A 19,543-nucleotide genomic window follows, 5' to 3' on the forward strand; every position below is an offset into this window, starting at 1 on the left:
TTTGAGCAACGAGTTTCAATGAAGGTGAAGAACCAGCGAAATGCGCAATGAAATCGTGAACGTAGTCGACGAAATCAAGCAGGCCATAAGCCTGCTGAGGAGGCATCTTTGACTGGGACCAGGCGATAAGACGACTGGACTGGTTGAATAACAAGGCAGAGGACCCGACCCTCTGGAACGATGCCACCGAAGCCCAGAAGCTGATGCGTGAACGCCAGCAGCTGGATGACAGCATCAATGGCGTCAAGGCGCTCGAGCAGCAGCTCAAGGACAATATCGAGCTGATCGAACTCGGCGAGATGGAAGGCGATGACGAGATCGTCAAGGACGCCGAAGACGCATTGAAGGCGTTGAAGAGCGAGGCGAACCGCCGTCAGGTGGAAGCCATGCTGTCAGGCGAAGCCGATACCAACGATACCTATCTCGAAGTGCATTCCGGCGCCGGCGGCACCGAAAGTCAGGACTGGGCGAACATGCTTCTGCGCATGTATACCCGCTGGGCCGACCGCGAAGGTTTCAAGGTCGAGGTGCTCGAAGTTCACGACGGCGAAGAAGCCGGCATCAAGTCCGCGACGATCCTCGTCAAGGGCCACAATGCTTTCGGCTGGCTGAAGACGGAATCGGGCGTGCATCGCCTCGTTCGTATTTCGCCCTATGACAGCAATGCGCGTCGCCACACATCGTTCTCTTCCGTCTGGGTTTACCCCGTCGTCGACGATTCGATCCAGATCGACATCAACGAGAGTGATTGCCGCATCGATACCTATCGTTCGTCCGGCGCAGGCGGCCAGCACGTCAACACCACCGACTCGGCCGTGCGTATCACGCATATTCCGACCGGTATTGCCGTTGCCTGCCAGCAGGAGCGTTCCCAGCACAAGAACCGCGCCAAGGCGTGGGACATGCTGCGCGCCCGCCTCTACGAGGTGGAGCTGCAGAAGCGGGAAGAGGCGGCCAATGCGCAGGCTGCATCCAAGACCGATATCGGCTGGGGCCACCAGATCCGTTCCTACGTTCTGCAGCCCTATCAGCTGGTCAAGGACCTGCGCACCGGCGTGGAAAGCACTGCACCCGGCAATGTGCTGGACGGCGATCTGAACGAGTTCATGGAAGCGGCCCTCGCGCATCGCATCAGCGGCGGCGCGGATGTGGAAGTCGCGGATATCGACTGACGCGCCAAGTGCGTCGATTGAAAAAGATTACCCCTCGCAAACCCATTGCGAGGGGTTTTTCGTTGGAGGACAAGCATGAAACAGGCGCTCTATATCGTTGACGTCCAGCCAAGCTTCAATCCGCCGGCTGCGCTGGTGGCGGAAATATCCGCTCTCGCCCTGACAATGCCCAGCATCGCCACTGTCGAGCGCCATGATGAAAGCGTAACACCCTTTGAGCGGCAACTCGGCTGGAAACCGGGCAGGGATGACGAGTCGCTTGTTGCGGCAGATCGCATATTCGTCAAACACGGTTATGCGCCACCCCGGGAGGTCATCGACCACCTTCTGTCGCTGAAACTCGACAGGGTGCTGGTCTGCGGCATTCAGGCCGATACCTGCGTGCTGGCCGCCGGTTTTGCGCTCTTCGATGCGGGGCTGCATCCCACGCTGTTGCCGTGGCTTACGGTGGGCTCCAGTCTCGACCGCAGCGGTGAACTCGGTGCGAGATTGTGGAAACATCATTTCGGTGCGGTTCTTGTCGGGCCGGAGGCGCTGCAAGCGTAACCTTGCCCGAGCCGCGCATCTGGCCGATCAGTTGGACGCTTTCTCGATCTTCATCTCGCCCAGCTCGTCGATCAAGATCGTCCAGCTTTCCGCTTCCTTGGCTATCGGGTCCGTCTTCAGGTAGACGGTCACGAACAGGCCGGGCGAGGCGGGTGCGCCATTCGAGCTTTCGGGACGAATATCCGTGACATAGGACTTCATCTGGCTGAATTCTTCCAGCTCGATATTTTCCTGGAGATTCGGCCCATCGGCGGTAAAGACGATTCGCTGCAGGTAGATTTTCGCCGTGCCGTCGCCCTGGCGGATGGCGATGACCTTGTAATAGCCGCGCGTGGGCGAGGCAGGCGGCGGCCGCAGCTGTCCGTCTGGGCCTTTCACCGGTTCAAGATTGCGATCTTCCCACATGCCGCTGCTGACGACGAAGATCGCCGAAACCGGCAGCGCGTCAATCGCTTCCGTCTGCGCCCGCGCGGGAAGCACGACGGCGGCGAAAAGAAAGGCAGCTAGGATAGGTCTTGTCAGTTGCATGGCCATTGTCGATTGTGGGCGTCAATTGTTGAACTGTTCGGCGAGAACCCGGTCCGACCATGAACGATCCGGATCCGACAGAATTCTGGCCGTCCTGTCCTGCGATTGTGCGATCCGAACGTGACGAACGGATTTCACCTCGGTGTGGTCGGCCACCGCATTCACAGGGCGCTTGTCCCGTTCGAGAACATGAATATCGACCGTTACCTTATTCGGCAAAAGCGCGCCGCGCCAGCGCCGCGGCCGGAAAGCACTGACCGGGGTGAGCGCAAGCAGCGGCGATTCCAGTGGCAGGATGGGGCCATGGGCGGAGAAATTGTAGGCTGTCGACCCTGCCGGCGTCGCCACCATCATGCCGTCGCAGATCAATTCTTCCAGCCGCACCTTGCCGTCCACCTCCACACGAAGCTTGGCGGCCTGATGCGACTGGCGAAACAGGCTGACCTCGTTCATCGCAAGTGCCGTGAATTCGTCGCCGTCGGAATCCGTCGTCGTCATGCGCAGGGGATGGAAATCGTTGCCGCTCGCCACCGCGATGCGCTCCAGCAGGCCGTCCACCCGGTAGTCATTCATCAGGAAGCCGACGGACCCCCGGTTCATGCCATAGACCCGCTTGCCGGAATTCATCGTCTCGTTGAGAATCTGCAGCATGAAGCCGTCGCCGCCGAGCGCGACGATCACTTCCGCCTCTTCGAACGGCGTATCGCCGTACATGCCTTTCAGCTCTTTCAGCGCCGTCTGGGCCTCCTCGGTTGCCGAGGCGACGAAGGACAGTGAATAGGTAGAATGCGACATCCGCTTCCCTCGACAACGCGCAGACCGGAACCCGTCCACGCAAGGCGCTGTAACCCGTTGAAGCGGCTCGAAATCTTTAAACCTCGACAGGGAGGTTGATAACAAGCCGCCAGACGCACCCTTGGTACATGAAGACGGCCGCTGGCGACAAGGCCTTTCGAAGACGCAGGCGTTCCCTGATGGCGGACCGCAACGCTCCGGTCCACAGCTTCTTGATTTGCACCCGCCGACAAGGGTTGCGATGCGGAACGGCCTGATGCAGTTTGCCAAAGCAGTCGGAATGACGAGTGGCAGGAGACGGATGTGGCGCTGAACTACGATATCTACGATGTCTTTACCGAGACGAAAATGGCGGGAAACCCGCTGGCGGTCATGTATGACGCCGATGATCTTCCCCAGGCCACGATGCAGGCGATCGCGCGGGAGATGAATCTCTCCGAGACGGTTTTCGTCAACCGGTCCAGCAATCCGGCCCATGCGGCTTCGCTGCGCATCTTCACGCCATCGGGTGAATTGCCCTTCGCCGGCCATCCGACAGTCGGTGCGGCGGTGGCCATCGCCGAGCGAAATCGCGGCGAGGGCGATGACGATATCGATATGGTCTGCGTGCTGGAAGAGCAGGTGGGTCCGGTGCGTTGCGCGGTGAAGATGCGTGCCGGCGCGGTCAGCTTCGCGGAATTCGACCTGCCGCGCAAATCGTCCCGCGTGGAACTACCGCTCGATCATACCGCGCTTGCCGATGCGTTGGGCGTCAGCGAGGCGCATCTCGGCTTTGAAAACCATGTGCCGTCGATCTGGACGGCCGGGGTGCCGTTCCTCATCGTACCGCTGCACAATATCGCCGCCATCAGGGACATGGATTTCGATGCCAATCTTTGGCTGCGCACGGCGCCGCTGGTGGAAGGACGCCTGACGGCGGCCTATATCTACTGTCGCGGCGGCGTCAATCACGCTGCGAAGTTCCACGCCCGCATGTTCTCTCCGGATATGGGCATTTCGGAAGACCCCGCCACCGGTTCCGCCGCCGCTGCCCTTTCCGGCGCTATCCACCATTTCGATGGCCTGACCGATGGCCATTATCCTCTGCTCATCGAGCAGGGCGTGGAGATGGAACGACCATCCCATATCCACCTGCGTATGGACGTCAAGGACGGCGAAATCGTCCGCGCCCGCATCGGCGGCCACGCGGTACGCGTTGCTTCGGGCACGTTCGAGATTTGATTTCAGCGTCATCCGCTCAGTTCGATGTCTTCGAGGAGCGATGAAACAGCGAGCAGAGTCAAAAGAAAAACCCCGGTCTTGACCGGGGTTTTGTCATTTCAGCGTCAATCGGTTCAGTTGAACCGACCCGCCGCATGGGCAAGCATCGTATAGACCTTGCCGGTATCGGAGGTGAGGTAGGACTGTGTCACGGTCCGGTCTCGGTCGGTGCGGGCCACGTCGGCAAGCAGCTTCTCAAAATCGGTGATGTAGCGGTCCACGGCGGTGCGGAATTCCGCTTCCCGCTCATATTTGCGCTTGATTTCGTCGAAGGTCGTCTGGCCCTTCAGCGTATAGAGGCGACGGGTGAAGACGTCGCGCTCGCCGCGCTGGTAGCGCCGCCACAGCTCCACGGAGGCGTCGTGATCGATGGCGCGGGCGATATCGACCGAGAGCGAGTTCAGCGATTCCACCATGTGGCGTGGATTGCGGGTGTCGGCCGCACGGGTCGGCTGCTGTTCCGCGCCGGCGCGTGGTGCGGATGCCGCTGGCGTTTCCTGCGATGCGCCGCGCAGCAAATCGCTGATCCAGCCGCCGCCTTCTTCGCGGCGTCCGGCCGGAGCACCCGGCTGAGCCGGGGCAGGCGCCTGACGGTTCTCGACCTGACGGTTCTCAAGCGGCAGGGTGCCGCGCAATGCGGCCGGTGCGGGAGCAGGCTGCGGCTGAGCCGGGCGCTGCTGCTGAACCGGAGCCGGAGCTGCCGGCTGAGTACGCGTTTCGACACGGCGCTCGGCCGCCGGCTGGGTTGCGGCGATGGCGCGGGCGACCGGTTCGGAGACTTCCATCTGGTGGGTCGAACGACCAACGAGCTGGGAAATATCCTGCAGGGCCTTGATCTGTTCGGAAACGGCGCGACGCATGGCGGCAGCGCTTTCCTTGGCTTCTTCCGGCAGGTCGAACGCGCCGCGCTTCAATTCCGCACGGGTCGCATCCAGTTCGCGGCGGATATCGTGGCTCGAGCGGCGGATTTCGTCCGTCGCGCCGGCGAATCGGCTGACGGCTTCTTCCACGGCCTGACGCAGCGTCTCTTTGAGGCTGGCTGCGGCGGCATTCGATTTTTCCGAGGCGCTGCCGAGAAGATTGTCGACTTCCGAAAGTGAGGATTCGACACCGCCACGCAGGCGATTGACCAGCTCGTCGGAATATTTCTGCGCGTCGGACAGCGTGCTTTCAATCGAGCGGCTGGCATCCTGACCGGCCGACAGCAGGGCGCCCCGCATGGTCTGTGCCGCAGAGCGGGCGCGCTGTTCGGTCTCATCAAGCGAACGGCCGATATCGGAGAAGGAGGCCTGCAGATTGTCGCGCAGATTGCCGGCGACGTTCTGCGAGCGCTCCTCGGCCTCGTTGAGCGTGGTTTCCACCACGCCGATGACGTTGCGCATGGCGCTTTCGATTTCCTCGGAACGCTTGACGAGGCCGACCGACAGGCTGCGCAGCGCGTCCTGGCGCTCTTCCAGCGTGCCGACGAGGCTCGACTGTGCGGCATTGAGGAGCTCGGAAGCCTGGCTCAGCACCTTCGAATGTTCCTCGAAACGGCCGACGATGCCGGCAACCTGCGCCAGCGTCTGGCCGGAAATATTCGACAGGCGGTCGATCTTTCCTTCGAGCAGACGGCTGGAGCTGGACACCATGTCGGCGGCCTGCGAGGCGGATTCGGAGAAGCGCGTCGCCGAGGCGTTCAATGCCTCGTCTGCCGCGCCGAAGCCCTGTGCGGCGCGCTCGACAGCGGAGTTGAAGTTGGTTGCCGACTGTTCGACGATCTCCGCCATGCTGTTATGGGTCTGCGACAGCATATCCGTGCTCTGGCGGGTGGCGGCCACCAGCTTGTTGGCCGCATCGCTGCCGGCGCGGGCATATTTTTCGATGCCCTGTTCGACGGCGTCCGCCATGGCCGTATGCGTTTCGGACAGCATGTCGGTGCTCTGGCGGGTGGCGGCGACGAGCTTGCTTGCCGCATCCGTTCCGGCAGCGGCATAATCGCTGATCGCCTGTTCCACCATGCCGACCATGCCGCTGTTGCTCTGCGACAGAAGGTCCGCGCTCTGCTGGGCTGCGGAAACGATCTTTTCGGCGGCTTCGCGGCCGATGGTGGCGTATTCGTCGACGACAGGCTTGGCTTTCTCCTCGATCAGGCGCGAAAGCTCGGCGGAGCGGCTGGCCAGCATCGAGTTGAGTTCGCGGGTGCGGTTGTCCAGCGCCGAGCGAATGGATTCACCGCGGGCGTCGAGAGCGGATTCGACACTGGTGAGTGTCTCGGAAATGACGCCGACCTGAGAGCGAACGACGGCTTCAGCCTCGGCAACCTTGTTGACGATGATGTTGCCGGCCTCGGAGAAGGTCTGGGCGACGGCGGCGGCCTGACCGGAGAGACGGGTCTGCGCATCCGAAATGCGGTTGACGATCTCGCCGGAGCGTTCCTCGATGGCCTTGGTGAAGGCCTCGTTCTGCGCCTGCACCTGTTCGGCGAATTCCGAACCGGACTTGGCGAGAAGGGAGGTGGAGCGCACGGCTTCTTCGCCGATGCTCTGGGTGGCGGAGGTAACCGCGCCGCGCAGGCTGACGGCGAGATCGCTCGCCTTGCCTTCAATGGTGCGGTTGACGTTTTCAAGACCGATGGTCAACGCCCGGTCCATGGTGCCGAGGCGTTCATCGATACGGGCCGTGCCGGTATCGAAGGTTTCTGCCAGACGGTTGGTCCGGTTTTCGAACGTGTCTGCGACACGCGTGGTCTGTTCGTCCAGAATGCCCGTGATACGCTCGGCCGCCTCGTCGCTGGCGCGGGCGAACACGGCCGTCTTGTCTTCCAGCGCTTCGGCAAAGCGGCGGCCGGCGTCCTCGATCGAGGTGTTCACATTGGCCAGATCGCCGCCGACGCGTGCCTGCAACGTATCGAGCGAGGTCTCGATACGGGCGCCGGTCTCGTCGAGACGGGTGGTGACATTGCCGATGGAGGTCTCGATTTTCGAGGACAGGGCATCCGTCGCACCGCCGATTTCGCGGGCAGCTTCGCCGATCTTGACGGCGATGTCGCCGGCGCTGTTGCGCAGGCGCTCTTCCAGCGTCTGCGCACTGCCGTCGATCGCCTTCTGCAGCGCTTCCTGCTGGGTTTCGAGAGAGAGTTCGAGCATGCTGGCGCTGGAGGCGACCGTGGTGCCGATCATCATCGCCTGTTCGGAGAGCATGTCGCCCATCTGGGTCGTGGCGGAGCTGAGCGTCGCGGCAAGATCAGCCTGGCGCTGATCGAGCGCGGTGCGAATATCCTCATGCGATTGCGACAGATTGCTTTCGAGGCGTGAAACACCTTCTTCCACCGTCTGGGCAAAACGGGTGCTGCCGTCTTCAACGACGCTTTCGATGCGGTTGGCCGCACCCGAGACGCTCTGCTCGATCAGGCCGCTATTGCGCTCCAGCGATCCGGCAATGCGTTCCGCCTGCGAACCGAGCATGGTTTCGAGCCGCTCATGGCCGCTGGCAAGTGCGTTTTCAAGCGTGAATGCGGTGGCTTCGAGACGCTGGCCGACGCCGGCCGCCGCAAGCGAAAGCGACGATGCTCTGGCATCCATAGCCTCGGCAATACGGTCCTCGACGCCGGAAATCGCCATGTCGAGCGCCATGGTGCGGCTGTCGAGCGCGTCTGCGATGCGCTCCTCCGCACCGGAGACTATGCCCGAGAGGGCCGCAGTACGGCTGTCGAGCGCGCCGGCAATGCGGTCTTCGACACCGGAAACGGCATTCTGCAGCGCTGTGGTGCGACCGTCGAGAATATCGGCGATCTTTTCCTCGACACCGGAGAAGCTCATATCGAGCGCCATGGTGCGGCTGTCGAGCACATCGGTGATCCGCTCTTCCGCGCCGGAAACGACGGTCTTCAGCGACTCGGTTCGGCTGTCGAGCGCCCCGGCAATACGGGTCTCGGCGCCGGCAACCAGCTCGCCAAGGGCTGCGGTGCGGGTGTCGAGCGCTTCGGCGATTTTTTCTTCCGCGCCGGAGAATGCCATGTCGAGCGCCATGGTACGGCTGTCGAGCGCATCGGCGATGCGTTCTTCAGCACCGGAGACAACGGCGTTGAGGGCTGCGGTGCGGCCATCCAGCGTTTCCGCGATGCGGGTTTCAGCACCGGCGACCACGTCTCCGAGGGTGGCCGTGCGGCTGTCGAGCGCGCCGGCAATCTTTTCCTCAGCACTTGCGACAATGCCGGTGAGGGCAGAGGTGCGGTTGTCGAGCGTCTCGGAAAGTCTTTCCTCGACATTGGCAAAGGTCATGTCGAGCGACAGTGTGCGGCTGTCCATCGTGTCGGCGATGCGTTCCTCGACGCCGGAAATGGCGCTGGAAAGCGCGGCCGTGCGGCCATCAAGCGTATCGGCGATACGGCTCTCCGCGCCGGAGACGACGTCATGCAGGGCAGCGGTACGGCTTTCCAGCGTGTCGGAAATGCGGTCCTCGATGCCGGAAACCGCGCCGGTGATGGCTGCTGCCCGGGTTTCGAGCGTTTCGGCAAGACGGCGCTCGACATCGGCGACGACGCTGTTGATTGCGGCGGCACGTTCGTCGAGCATGGCGGCGAGACGTTCGGCCGTGCCGGAGACGGAGCCGGTAATCGCCATCGAACGGCTGGCGAGTGCTTCGTCGAAACGGTTCTGGCTGGCCGAAAGCGCGCCGAACAGGGCATTGCTGCGTTCGGCCAGCACGGCGTCGATCTTCTCGTGCGAACTGGTGAAGGCATCGGTGATTTCGGCGGTACGCTGGCCGATTGCGTCGCTGAAGGCCTGTGTCCGGCTTTCAAGGGCGCTTTCCAGCATTTCCTGACCCGTGCCGAGCGCAGTTGCGAGCGCCAGCGATTGATCGGTCATGGTGGTGCCGATGCGCTCCAGACCGGCGCTCAGCATGGTGTCGAGCGCTTCGGAGCCGCCGGCAACGGTCTCGTTGATGCGGGCGAGGCTTTCCATCAGCTTGCTGTCGAGGCTGCCGGCGCGCTGGTCGAAGGCGCTGGCGAACTGCGCGACGTGCTCGTCGAAGGCAGAGTTGACCTGGCCGACCGTCGCCTGCATCCGCTCTTCGTAGAGGCCGGAGCGAAGATCGAGATCCATGATCGCATCGTCCGCCGTGCTCTGCAGGCTCTGGCGGAAGGAGAGACCCTTTTCTTCAAGCGTCGTGGACAGCTTGTCGAGAACGGTATCCAGCGAACCGCCGATGATCTGCTGGCCGCGGTCGATATTGCGGTTGAGTTCGAGCGTGCGCGTGGACAGCGTCTCGTTGAGCTGGCGGGTACGCTCTTCAAGCGCGCTGTTGAGGCTCTCCGCACCGCTATCCAGCGTCGATGCATGGATTGCGAAACGCTCGAGCAGGACTTCACCGCGCTCATCCAGCGTCGAGGTGAGGTTGTGCAGTCGCATGTCGAATTCGTTGGACAGCGTCGCGCCGGAGGAATTCAGCGCCTGAAGCAGATTTTCGGTCTTGGCGGCGATCAGGCTGCCCATCGCTTCGGTCGAGGCGCGCGATTTTTCCAAAAGCGCGGCCGAGCGGGTGTCGATCATCGAAGCGAAGGCCTCGCCAGTCGTGGCGATCCGCATCGAAAGCTCTTCACCGACGATGGAAAGCTCTTCCTTGATCTGTTCCTGCGCGCCGACGATGGAGGAGCGGATACGCTCGGCGTGATTGACGATGGCGTCTCGCTCGGCGGTCAGTTCCTGCACGAGGCTGCGCACGCGCAGTTCGTTGTCGGCATAGCTGCGCTCAAGCGCGTTGACCTCGGAATGCACGAGGGTTTCGAGTTCCGTCGCGCGGGCGATTGTGCGCTCGATACCGTCATTCATGGCCGAGACTTCACGGCGAACCGCCTGGCCGACGGACATGATGCGGTCAGACGCGACCGTTTCCGGCTCGGCAAGGCGAAGGGCGACTTCGGCCATGGAGCGGGCGGCGTTGCGCAGATCGCGGGCGCGCGCCATCATGATCGCAAAGGCGAAGAACAGCATGATGGGAACGAGGATGCCGACGACGATAGCCATCAGGCCGGGGATCGCGGTGAGATCGGCCAGCGAGGCGATGTTCCACAGCGCGTTGCCATAAAGAAGATGAGCGATGCCAAGACCGCCGAGCGCCCAGATGACCGACATGATCGTGGCGTTGCGCAGCGCGCCGCCGATGGAGCCGCCTTCCAGCGATTTCAGGATCATGGCCGGGCTGCGCTTGGAGCCGTCATTGGCCGCTTCGAGATTGGGCGATCTGGGCGTCTGTTCGGCAGGCGCGCGGGCGGCCTCGGGAGCAGGGGTCGGTCTGCTTGCTTCCTTCAATCTGGCCTCCGGCTGCTTCGGCGCTGCAGTTTTCCGCGTCTCCGGCTTTTCTTCGAAAGCGCCAAGCTGCAGGGCGTCTTCCAACGCCTGAAATGCAGTCTCGTCGACAGAGTCGCTGATCTTGTTATTCGCCATGCGGTTACGCCTCGTTACACATACGCCCGGCTTCATGCCGTTGACCACTTGCGTTCCGCAAGCGGACTGCCGCCATCATGCCAGCGGAACATTATCCCTTGAAGAGAGAACAATTCCGCCATTTACCAAATCCCGAATTGCTGGTGGTCCAGCTTTCGGGCGAAATTACATCACTGTGCCGCAATAACAAAGCTTGAGCTTAAGCCTCGTGGGAACGGCAGTACCGTAGTGACACATTTAGGTGTTCGAAACAATTAATGCGGATTTGCGGCGGTGGCGAAGTGTCGGCTTTTTAACAGTTTTTAAACCTGAGTTTCACGCTGAACGCCTTGTTTCGCATAAGTTTAACATAAATTAACCATAGCAGAAGATTTTCGCCTGCGTCACGCCGTAATTTAAGCCGATAGCAGCGGCCCGGATGCGTGAATACGACACAGATGTGACACGAAACAGGAAACGGCGAGACAGGAATTTCAGCCATGGCAGCGGTCAGTATTGCTTTCGAAGCTCCCGACAATTGCGGCGGTGCGCCCGCCGCCGGTAAAAAACCGATCGATTTCGATCATCTCGCCCGGCAGACGATGGGCGACAAGGATCTGGAGATCGAAGTGCTGCAACTCTTCAGCCGCAACGCCCGCGCCGCCCTGCATGAAATGGCAGGCGCCGACGACAAGGCTGTCATGGCGACGGCCCATCGTTTGAAGGGGTCTGCGCAGGCCGTCGGCGCCTCGGCCGTTTCCGCGGCCGCAGCCGTGGTGGAAGTCAAGGGCAATGACAGCGCGGCGATAGCAAAACTCGCGGCGACCATCGTCGAGGCCGAAAATTTCATCCTCAAGCTCTGCCGCTGAGGCGCAACATATCAAATTTGGCATTTTGCAAGGCCGGTTGCATCTGTGCGCCCTTGAAGCGGGTTGCCAAGGCGGACCGGCCTTTCTATGTGTTTAGAACAGTTCTTAGATCACATTTTGGATTTCCGGCATGACAAAACTGACCATCGTTGCCTTTGATGGCACGCCCCATGAACTCGACGTGAGCAACGGCTCCACCGTCATGGAGAATGCGGTGCGCAACTCCATTCCCGGCATCGATGCCGAATGCGGCGGCGCCTGCGCCTGTGCGACCTGTCATGTCTATGTCGACGACGCCTGGGCCGAGCGCGTCGGCGGCCCGGAACCGATGGAAGAAGATATGCTGGACTTCGCCTTTGACGTGCGCCCCACCTCGCGCCTTTCCTGTCAGATCAAGATGAACGACGAGCTCGATGGTCTCGTCGTTCATGTTCCCGAACGTCAGGGCTGACATCTTTCGTCATCGCTGAACGCAGAAAAAGCCCCGCTCACCTGGTAGCGGGGAGCGGGGCGAGGCGGGTACGCAGCATGCAGGCGAGGGAGGAAACACCTGCGAGCCCTCAAGTGCGCACCGGGAGAACCGGAGACGGCTGGAGCCCTCAAGCCGCTTGGCCGAATGGTCCGATACCGTACGAAGAACGTACAATGAGTCTTGGCGACGGCACCATCACGAGAATTCACGGGTGATATCGGACATGACGTAACGTCATGTCCGCGCTTGATGTTAAGGGAATGAGATGGGGTATAAGACCGCTCAGCGGCGGTTCTGGCCCTGCTCGAGCCGGTTTTTCAAAAGCCGTGTCATGCGGGCATCGAAATTTTTCGATTCCACCACATCGAAGCGCATCTGGTCCTTGTCATGCTCGTCCATCACCGTCTGGGTGATCTTGCCGACCATTTCCTGCAGCGTCTCGCAGCTTTTCTGCGGGCGAAGCGACGTCAGCTGTCTTTCAAGCGAGCGGGCGTGGGTGCGGGCGATTTCCGCGTGGCGCTCCTCGTGGCGCTTGATATCGGCAAGCAGCGTATCCCAGATGAAGGCCAATTCCGCCGTGGTGCGGCGGCGGTTTTTCCATTGCGGCAGGAGAATGCGGGTATTCAGCACCACTTTGGCCGTTCCGACGCTGCAAAGGCCGTTTTTCTCGACATAGGTGAGCTCGCCGCCGAATTTGATTTCGGTGGCGCCTGGATGGCGCGCACCGGTATTGCGCGTCAGCGGGCCGTGCCTGGAAAGCTGCTGGTCAAGGTCAGCGGCGGTTTTGCCGCTGATCGAAAAATAGGAATAGGTCTTGCGGACGATGGTTTCGGAAAAAGCCGATCCGGGTAGGGAAAGTGCCACCGCGGCCGCTAAAGCGGCGCAAAGAGCACGTGATGATTTGGTCATGACCCGGCCTTCCGGTTGAACTTGAAAAAGGTTTGCTGCATAGGCGGAGCGGAACTTATAAGAATTGGCATAACACTCCGTTAGTCCCGAAAGGCGCGTGTTACGTGATAACAGCCGGCAGCAACGCGTGGCAAGCGGCTCATGGCCGCTCCCTGAAACTTGATGGGCGTGGCCGTATTATGGCCATCGTCAATGCAACCCCCGATTCCTTTTCCGATGGCGGCCGTTATCTCGCCGTCGATGCGGCTTTTTCCCATGCGCTGACCTGCGTGGAGGAAGGCGCTGACATCATTGATATCGGCGGCGAATCCACCCGGCCGGGAGCGGCCGCGGTAACGGAAGCCGAAGAACAGGACCGGGTGCTTCCCGTCATCGAAAAATTGCGCCGCGAAACGGATGTGCTGATTTCCGTCGATACCTATCGCGCCTCGACAGCGCGGCTGGCGGTCGGGGCAGGCGCACATATCGTCAATGACGTCTTCGGCCTGCAGAAAGACCCGGAGATGGCCGGTGTGGTCGCCGCCACCCGCGCCGGCGTATGCATCATGCATACCGGCCGCGACCGGCAGAAGCTTGCGGATGTCATCGCCGACCAGTTCGTATTCCTCAATCGCTCGCTGGAGATCGCCGAGGATGCGGGTATTGCCCGTGACGCCGTCGTGCTCGATCCCGGTTTCGGTTTCGCCAAGGACGAGAGCGAAAATGTCGCGCTGATGGCGCGTTTCGGCGAACTTGCCGCCTTCGGCCTGCCGGTTCTGGCCGGTACGTCGCGCAAGCGTTTCATCGGGTCGCTGACGGGCCGGGATGCGGCCCATGAACGCGATATCGGAACGGCTGCGACAACCGCGATCCTGCGGCTTGCCGGCGCTTCGATTTTTCGCGTGCACAATGTCGCCGCAACCCGCGATGCGCTGGCAATCGCCGATGCGGTTCTTGCCAAAACGTCGGCAAAGGCCGATGCGTAGATCAACGAGTGCCGGAATGCCGTGTCCGGAAGGTGGCGCGGCTTTTTGGCGAAACAGTCCTGCCATGGAGGCGATGCGATGAGCCGCTATACCATCATCCTGAAAAACTGTTCCTTTTTCGCCCGTCATGGCCTTCTTGAGCAGGAGGAGGTGCTGGGCCAGCGCTTTTTCGTCGATGCCGAGATGGAAGTCGAGGCGGGTGATGCGCTGGAAACCGACGATATCGAAAATACCGTCGATTATGGCGTGGCTTTCGCCGTCATCGAAAAAATCGTCGTCGGCCAGCGCCGTTATCTCATTGAGGCGCTTGCGAACGACATCGCCAAGGCGCTTCGCGCCCGTTATCCGCAGATCGTCTGGCTCAGGATCACTGTACGCAAACCCTCGGCGCCGGTTCCGGGCATTCTCGATTATGCGCAGGTGAGCGTTGAACACCGTGCCTGAAAAGATGACCGTCGCCGCCTTGGGGCTCGGAGGCAATATCGGCGATCCTGCCGCCGCCATGTCAAGGGCGCTCCGCGAACTCGATGCGCGTGACGATTGCCGCCTTCTGGCCGTGTCCGACCTTTACCGCACGCCGCCCTGGGGTAAGACGGATCAGGCGGATTTTTTCAATTGCTGTGCTTTGGTCGAAACCTCGCTTTCAGCGCCTGCGCTGCTGCAATTATGCCTCGACATTGAAAAGGGTATGAAGCGGGTGCGCACGGAGCGCTGGGGGCCGCGCACCATCGATATCGATGTGCTGACCTATGGGAATGAATCTCTCGTAACGGAAAGCATCGAAGTGCCGCATCCGCGCATGACGGAGCGCGCTTTCGTGTTGATGCCGCTTGCCGATATCGCGCCCGACCTTGAGGTAAAAGGCAAGCCCGTGCGGGAATGGCTTCAGCACGCGGACAAGACGGGCATTGTCAGCGCAAACGAAAATCGGGAGTGGTGGACACTCCCGCTTGGCGATGGCTGAGAAGAGTATGGCTTTTACGGCTTGATCGAACCGACGGCGAGCTGGTCGATATCGCGCGCCAGCGTCACGCCGATGACCGGGATCATCTGGTCGGCGACCTTGACCGAAATGGTAATGTTCATCGAATTGTCGTTCGAGACGCGGGCGACCATTGCACCGTTGAGCTTGGCGCGGTTGATGCCGACGACGACCTTGTCGCCGCTGACCTGTCCGGAGGTGATGTCCAGCCCCTTGCCTTCAGCACCGTCGAGGAATTTGCCCTCGTAAGAGTTGCCCTTCTGGCTGATGACGGCCGACATGGGCTGGCTGAAGACGCCGACGCGGCAGGTGCCGCCGAGCTTGATGCCGGTCTGCTTGTCGTCGAGCGGCTCGCCGGTCAGATCGCAGGTGAACTTCGTGCCCTTGTATTTGCCAGCGACGATTTCGCCCGGGCCTTTCCACACACCGGCCACGGAGCGGAAGAACACGTCGTCGCGATCGCGCGATGCGGCATGGACGTCAGACATGCCGAAACCGCCGCTGACGGACAATATGGCGGCAAGCCCGCCCACAAGCGAAAAGAAGCGCGAATACATGATACTTTCCCCGGCGAAGATGCCTGTTCGATAGGCTGCAATCTACCGGCGGAATGGTTAATGCTTGGTTTATTTTGCTCTCATTTGCGGCTTCGTTCGTAACCTTTTGAACCGCCCAAGCCCGGGCAATCAGGCTTTTTCACCGGTTTTTCCACCGCTTAAATCGGGTGTGAGATCGGACATGAAATCGCCGATCCCCGGCCGCTTCACCGCCCGGAACGGCAGCGGACGGCACAGATCCATCGCGGCAATGCCGATTCGCGCCGTCATCAGGCCGTTGATGACGCCTTCGCCGAGTCGCGCCGAGAGTTTCGAGGCAAGACCGTGGCCGAGAACCTGCTGGGCGAGCCCGTCGCCAACGGCGATCGAGCCCGTGACGGCAAGATGGGCGACGACATCACGCAGGAGCTTCAGCATGCCGAGTGTGCCGGGACGGCCGCCATAAAGCTCCGCCATGGCGCGCACCAGCCGCGTCACTTCAAACAGCACATAAGCGAGATCGACCACCGCGCGCGGGCTGACGGCGGTGACGACAGAGACGCGCTTGGACGAATTGAGAATGAGGGCGCGGGCCTGCCTGTCGAGCGGAACGAGCAACTCACGTTCGGCAAGCTCGATCAGATGCGGGCCGTCGATCACATCGTTTTCCGTTTCCTTCAGCGCCGCACGCCCCTTGGCCGTTTCGGCCCTGTGGGAGAGAACGGCATTCAGGCGGGTGACGATGGCGCGTGCGGGTTTCGGGCTCTTGTCGAGGCTCGCCGTCTCGGCATCGGCCTTCAAGGATTGCACGGCGTTAAGCCGCATGATGCCGAAGACTTCCCGGCCGACGAGAACGAGAACGGCGAAAAGCGCCACAATAAGAGCGATAGTGGCCGTGTAACCCAGCCAGTCGGAACGGGAAAACAGGTTGCGGATGAGCTGATCCGCCCAGAGCCCGAAGGCGAGCGAGAACAGGACGCCAAGCGCGCCGAGCGCAAGTTTGCCGAAGGAGAAGCGGCTTTTCTTCGGAGACGCCACCGGCAGCGCGGCGGCATCGATCTCCTCAGGCGCCAGAAACGGATCGTCCTCGTCGGGCGTCAGCGAAATCTCGGCGTCGAAGCTGCGCGGCGCGCGTTTCTGTGCGGCGGACGGTCGTGCCGTCTCTTCGGTTTCAAGCGTGAAGGCGGCCGGACGGCGCGCCTGCGGATCGTTTTGTGTGGGAAGCTTCATGCGAGCTTGTCTCCGAACAGGAACTGCATGGCGCGGTCGAGCCTGATATGGGGAACGGAAAGACGGATGCCGCCGCTGCCCGGCTCGTCTATATTCGGCGGGCGGAAGCGCACGACATTGACGTCCGGCAGCGACGCCTTGTCACCATCCCTGTCGATGCTGCGGAAAAGCGGCTCGGGGTCTTCAGGCAGATCGCCGGGAAAGATCGCCGTCTTGCGATTGCCGTCGAAGGTCTCGCCATTGATGGTTTCACCGGCCATGGGCGTGCCGACGATAACGGGCAGCTCGTGGCCATCCTGTCGCACGCTTGCCTCTCTGGTGGCGCGCACGGAAGCGAGCGCCATGACCTCAATGCCGGCGCCATTCATGCCGATGGTGGTGATGGCGCGGTCCACCAGACGGCGGGTCAGGCGCTCCAGCCGGTCGTGGCTTTCGTGATGCAGGTGATCGGCCTTGGTGGCGGCAATCAGCACCTTGTCGATACGCCTGCCGATTAGCGACGACAGCAGACTGTTGGTGCCGGGGCGGAAACAGGCAAGGACATCGCCCAGCGCCCGCTCCAGATCCTGCACGGCTTCCGGGCCGCGATTGACCGCCTGCAGCGTGTCGATCAGAACGATCTGCCGGTCGAGGCGGGCGAAATGCTCGCGGAAGAAGGGTTTGACCACAATCGACTTATAGGCGTCATAGCGCCGTTCCATCATGGCGCGCAGGGAACCCTTGGGCGCTTTCTCATCCGTCAGGCCGGGAAGCGGTGCGAAGGTCAGCGCGGGCGATCCTTCCAGATCGCCGGGCATCAGGAAACGGCCGGGCGGCAGGGTGGAAAGCGATCTTTCATCGGATTTGCAGGCCTTCAGATAGGCTGCGAAACTTTCGGCCAGACGCCGGGCCGTCATCTCGTCGGCCGGTGCGTTGATATCGAGCGAAGAGGCGATCGCCAGCCATTCCTGCGCCAGTTCGGCGCGGATGCCGCTTCCGGCAAGGGCGACGGTCGCGTCGCTGAACTGTTTATAGTCCTGCGACAGAAGCGGCAGGTCGAGCAGCCATTCGCCGGGATAATCGACAATATCGATGGAGAGCTTACCGGCCGAAAACCATCGGCCCCAGCCGCTGGCGCTCTGATAATCCAGCGTTATCCTGAGTTCCGAGATCGCCCGTGTCGAATCCGGCCACAGCCGGTCGCGCACCAGCGCCTGAATATGATCCTCATATTGAAAACGCGGAATGGCGTCATCCGGCTGCGGCTCCAGCCGCACATTCGAGACGCGCCCTGAGCGCATGGCCTCGAACAACGGCAGCCGGCCGCCATTCAGGAGATTGTGGACGAGGGAGGAGATGAAAACCGTCTTGCCCGCCCGCGAAAGGCCGGTGACGCCAAGCCGCAATGTCGGGTGGGTGAGGTTGCTCGCACGGTCGGCCAGATTATCGAATGCGATAAGCGCGCTGTCTGTCAGGGACGTAAGAGAAGGCGGCAATGGCAGTTTCCTGGCTCTGTTTAACGGTCACGGCTGCAATATAGGAAGGTATGGCTGCCCAAAAAAGAAGCGCTCCAGCGGATTTTCAGCAGAGCGGCTTTGCAAAATTCGTAGGAAGGGCCGCAGCGATTATTTGCCCGGCGCGAGAAAATCGACCAGCCGCCAGCTGTTTTTACCGTTTGCGGCGCTGTCATCATGGTCGAGAACCGCAAGGCCCGATGTCGGAAAACCCGAGGGCAGGGCGGCATGCAGCAAATCTTCGCCGATCATCGCTTCCAGCGTCGCCTCCATGGTGGGGTTGTGGCCCACCAGCATCACCGATTGCGCCTGCGCCTGCGCGGCGATGAGGGAGAGGTAGGTTTCGCTGCGCGCATTATACATTTCATCGACGTAGAAGATGTCTATGCCTTCGTTGAACGCCCGCTGCCAGGCCTGCGTGGTCTGCCGGCAACGCGCAGCCGTGGATGACAGAAGCAGATCGGGGCGGTAATGCCGGTCGGCGGCAAGGTCGGCGATGATCTCCGCCTCGGCAAAACCCGCTTCGTTCAATCCCCGGTCGAAATCCCGTTCTCCCGGCGCCGCCCAGGCGGCCTTGGCGTGGCGCAGAAGATAAACTCGGCTCGGGGAAGATGCTGTCAAGGGCGGGGACCGGCGTTCGAATGTCAGGGCACGGGTTGAATGCTACAGGATAGGGTTGCAGGACCGCAAGTCCTCTTTCCTGTTGGTAAGTCGCGTTGAAGTGATTGAAGAAGAGTTCGCTTCAATACGAATAAAGGATAAAAATTAGTCATTTAGATGATTTTTGTGTCAGTTTTAAAAATGCCTGAAAACTGATCTGCAGACTTGAATCGGCCACTATCATTGGAGTATACACCGCCGCATTGAGATGTTCTTCGAGGAGAATCGCGTTGAGTGAGAAGATCGATCTTAGCAAATATGTGCTCTCGGAAGACGATGAGTTCATGAATGCCAGCCAGCGGGCTTACTTCCGCGCGAAGCTGGTCGCCTGGAAAAATGACATCCTGAGAGAAGCGCGCGAGACCCTCGGACATCTCGCCGAAGAAAGCGCCAACCACCCCGATCTCGCCGATCGGGCTTCTTCCGAAACGGACCGGGCGATCGAACTTCGCGCCCGCGACCGTCAGCGCAAGCTGATTTCCAAGATCGATGCGGCTCTTCAGCGGATCGAAGACGGTACTTACGGTTACTGTGAGGAAACGGGCGAGCCTATCGGCCTCAAGCGTCTGGACGCCCGCCCGATTGCAACGCTCTCCATCGAGGCGCAGGAACGCCACGAGCGTCGCGAAAAAGTCTATCGCGACGAATAAGGCGTTGCGGCCGAGAGGTCGGCAAATCGCATGACAAATAATAAGGGCACGGAAATCGCTTCCGTGCCC

The 19,543-nt window shown here is 61.3% G+C and carries 17 protein-coding genes; 9 read left to right on the forward strand and 8 right to left on the reverse strand.

From position 1 onward, the window contains the following. The first annotated feature begins 40 nt into the window (after nucleotides 1–40). Both prfB and PH605_RS19590 read left to right on the forward strand, forming a co-directional pair. Nucleotides 41–1,172 (forward strand): peptide chain release factor 2 gene (gene prfB, locus PH605_RS19585; protein WP_161987956.1). Its coding sequence is split into 2 segments (ribosomal slippage): nucleotides 41–109 and nucleotides 111–1,172, totalling 1,131 coding nucleotides; the frame shifts between segments, so codons are not numbered across the junction. Nucleotides 1,173–1,247: 75 nt separating this feature from the next. After that, nucleotides 1,248–1,718 carry a cysteine hydrolase family protein gene (locus PH605_RS19590; RefSeq protein ID WP_125145941.1) on the forward strand — a complete coding sequence of 157 codons (471 nt, stop codon included), beginning with the start codon at nucleotides 1,248–1,250 and terminating at the stop codon, nucleotides 1,716–1,718. Nucleotides 1,719–1,745: 27 nt separating this feature from the next. On the opposite strand, the gene PH605_RS19595 is transcribed toward PH605_RS19590, so the two are convergent. Further along, entirely contained in the window at nucleotides 1,746–2,246 is a 501-nt protein-coding gene (locus tag PH605_RS19595; protein ID WP_142845798.1) for a hypothetical protein, read from the reverse strand. A gap of 21 nt (nucleotides 2,247–2,267) precedes the next feature. Next, complete coding sequence (locus PH605_RS19600) at nucleotides 2,268–3,041, reverse strand: NAD kinase (RefSeq protein WP_003521437.1); 774 nt, start codon at nucleotides 3,039–3,041, stop codon at nucleotides 2,268–2,270. A gap of 303 nt (nucleotides 3,042–3,344) precedes the next feature. Here PH605_RS19600 and PH605_RS19605 point away from each other — a divergent pair, with 303 nt between their 5' ends. After that, a complete protein-coding gene (locus PH605_RS19605) occupies nucleotides 3,345–4,262 on the forward strand; it encodes a PhzF family phenazine biosynthesis protein (protein WP_142845799.1) in 918 nt (305 codons plus the stop codon). Between the two features lie 113 nt (nucleotides 4,263–4,375). Here the strand turns inward: PH605_RS19605 and PH605_RS19610 are convergent, their stop codons facing one another. Next, nucleotides 4,376–10,729 (reverse strand): hypothetical protein, encoded by a 6,354-nt coding sequence (locus tag PH605_RS19610; RefSeq protein ID WP_142845800.1) that lies wholly within the window; start codon nucleotides 10,727–10,729, stop codon nucleotides 4,376–4,378. Nucleotides 10,730–11,208: 479 nt separating this feature from the next. On the opposite strand from PH605_RS19610, the gene PH605_RS19615 reads away from it, so the two are divergent. Together PH605_RS19615 and PH605_RS19620 are read left to right on the forward strand one after the other, a co-directional pair. Beyond that, nucleotides 11,209–11,577: an Hpt domain-containing protein gene (locus PH605_RS19615; protein WP_142845801.1), complete on the forward strand. Its 369-nt coding sequence runs from the start codon at nucleotides 11,209–11,211 to the stop codon at nucleotides 11,575–11,577. Between the two features lie 130 nt (nucleotides 11,578–11,707). Beyond that, on the forward strand, nucleotides 11,708–12,028 hold the full coding sequence (locus PH605_RS19620; protein ID WP_003502527.1) for a 2Fe-2S iron-sulfur cluster-binding protein: 321 nt from the start codon (nucleotides 11,708–11,710) through the stop codon (nucleotides 12,026–12,028). A gap of 303 nt (nucleotides 12,029–12,331) precedes the next feature. Here the strand turns inward: PH605_RS19620 and PH605_RS19625 are convergent, their stop codons facing one another. Further along, nucleotides 12,332–12,958 (reverse strand): DUF922 domain-containing Zn-dependent protease, encoded by a 627-nt coding sequence (locus PH605_RS19625; RefSeq protein ID WP_003521431.1) that lies wholly within the window; start codon nucleotides 12,956–12,958, stop codon nucleotides 12,332–12,334. A 179-nt stretch (nucleotides 12,959–13,137) separates the two neighbouring features. Between PH605_RS19625 and folP the strand changes: the two genes are divergently transcribed. From folP to folK, 3 genes are all read left to right on the forward strand, one after another. Then, nucleotides 13,138–13,923, forward strand: coding sequence for a dihydropteroate synthase (folP, locus tag PH605_RS19630; RefSeq protein WP_142845802.1), 786 nt, complete (start codon nucleotides 13,138–13,140; stop codon nucleotides 13,921–13,923). 78 nt (nucleotides 13,924–14,001) lie between these two features. Beyond that, a complete protein-coding gene (gene folB, locus PH605_RS19635) occupies nucleotides 14,002–14,367 on the forward strand; it encodes a dihydroneopterin aldolase (protein WP_003502532.1) in 366 nt (121 codons plus the stop codon). A gap of 4 nt (nucleotides 14,368–14,371) precedes the next feature. Next, complete coding sequence (gene folK / locus PH605_RS19640) at nucleotides 14,372–14,887, forward strand: 2-amino-4-hydroxy-6-hydroxymethyldihydropteridine diphosphokinase (RefSeq protein ID WP_193559582.1); 516 nt, start codon at nucleotides 14,372–14,374, stop codon at nucleotides 14,885–14,887. 14 nt (nucleotides 14,888–14,901) lie between these two features. Here the strand turns inward: folK and PH605_RS19645 are convergent, their stop codons facing one another. The 4 genes from PH605_RS19645 to PH605_RS19660 form a co-directional block, all read right to left on the reverse strand. Beyond that, on the reverse strand, nucleotides 14,902–15,462 hold the full coding sequence (locus PH605_RS19645; protein ID WP_003521427.1) for a hypothetical protein: 561 nt from the start codon (nucleotides 15,460–15,462) through the stop codon (nucleotides 14,902–14,904). A 129-nt stretch (nucleotides 15,463–15,591) separates the two neighbouring features. Then, complete coding sequence (locus PH605_RS19650) at nucleotides 15,592–16,671, reverse strand: YcjF family protein (RefSeq protein WP_078053984.1); 1,080 nt, start codon at nucleotides 16,669–16,671, stop codon at nucleotides 15,592–15,594. Further along, entirely contained in the window at nucleotides 16,668–18,146 is a 1,479-nt protein-coding gene (locus PH605_RS19655; protein ID WP_059752773.1) for a YcjX family protein, read from the reverse strand. Before PH605_RS19655 ends, PH605_RS19650 begins: the two co-directional genes overlap by 4 nt. Before the next feature lie 129 nt (nucleotides 18,147–18,275). Next, nucleotides 18,276–18,752, reverse strand: a complete 477-nt coding sequence (locus tag PH605_RS19660) for a SixA phosphatase family protein (protein WP_237680943.1) — start codon at nucleotides 18,750–18,752, stop codon at nucleotides 18,276–18,278. Nucleotides 18,753–19,054: 302 nt separating this feature from the next. Between PH605_RS19660 and dksA the strand changes: the two genes are divergently transcribed. Beyond that, nucleotides 19,055–19,474: an RNA polymerase-binding protein DksA gene (dksA, locus tag PH605_RS19665; protein ID WP_003496274.1), complete on the forward strand. Its 420-nt coding sequence runs from the start codon at nucleotides 19,055–19,057 to the stop codon at nucleotides 19,472–19,474. Nucleotides 19,475–19,543: the final 69 nt, after the last annotated feature.

Origin of the sequence: Agrobacterium sp. CFBP 3001, assembly GCF_027871605.1 — a bacterium.
In the GTDB taxonomy this organism is placed as follows: domain Bacteria; phylum Pseudomonadota; class Alphaproteobacteria; order Rhizobiales; family Rhizobiaceae; genus Agrobacterium; species Agrobacterium leguminum.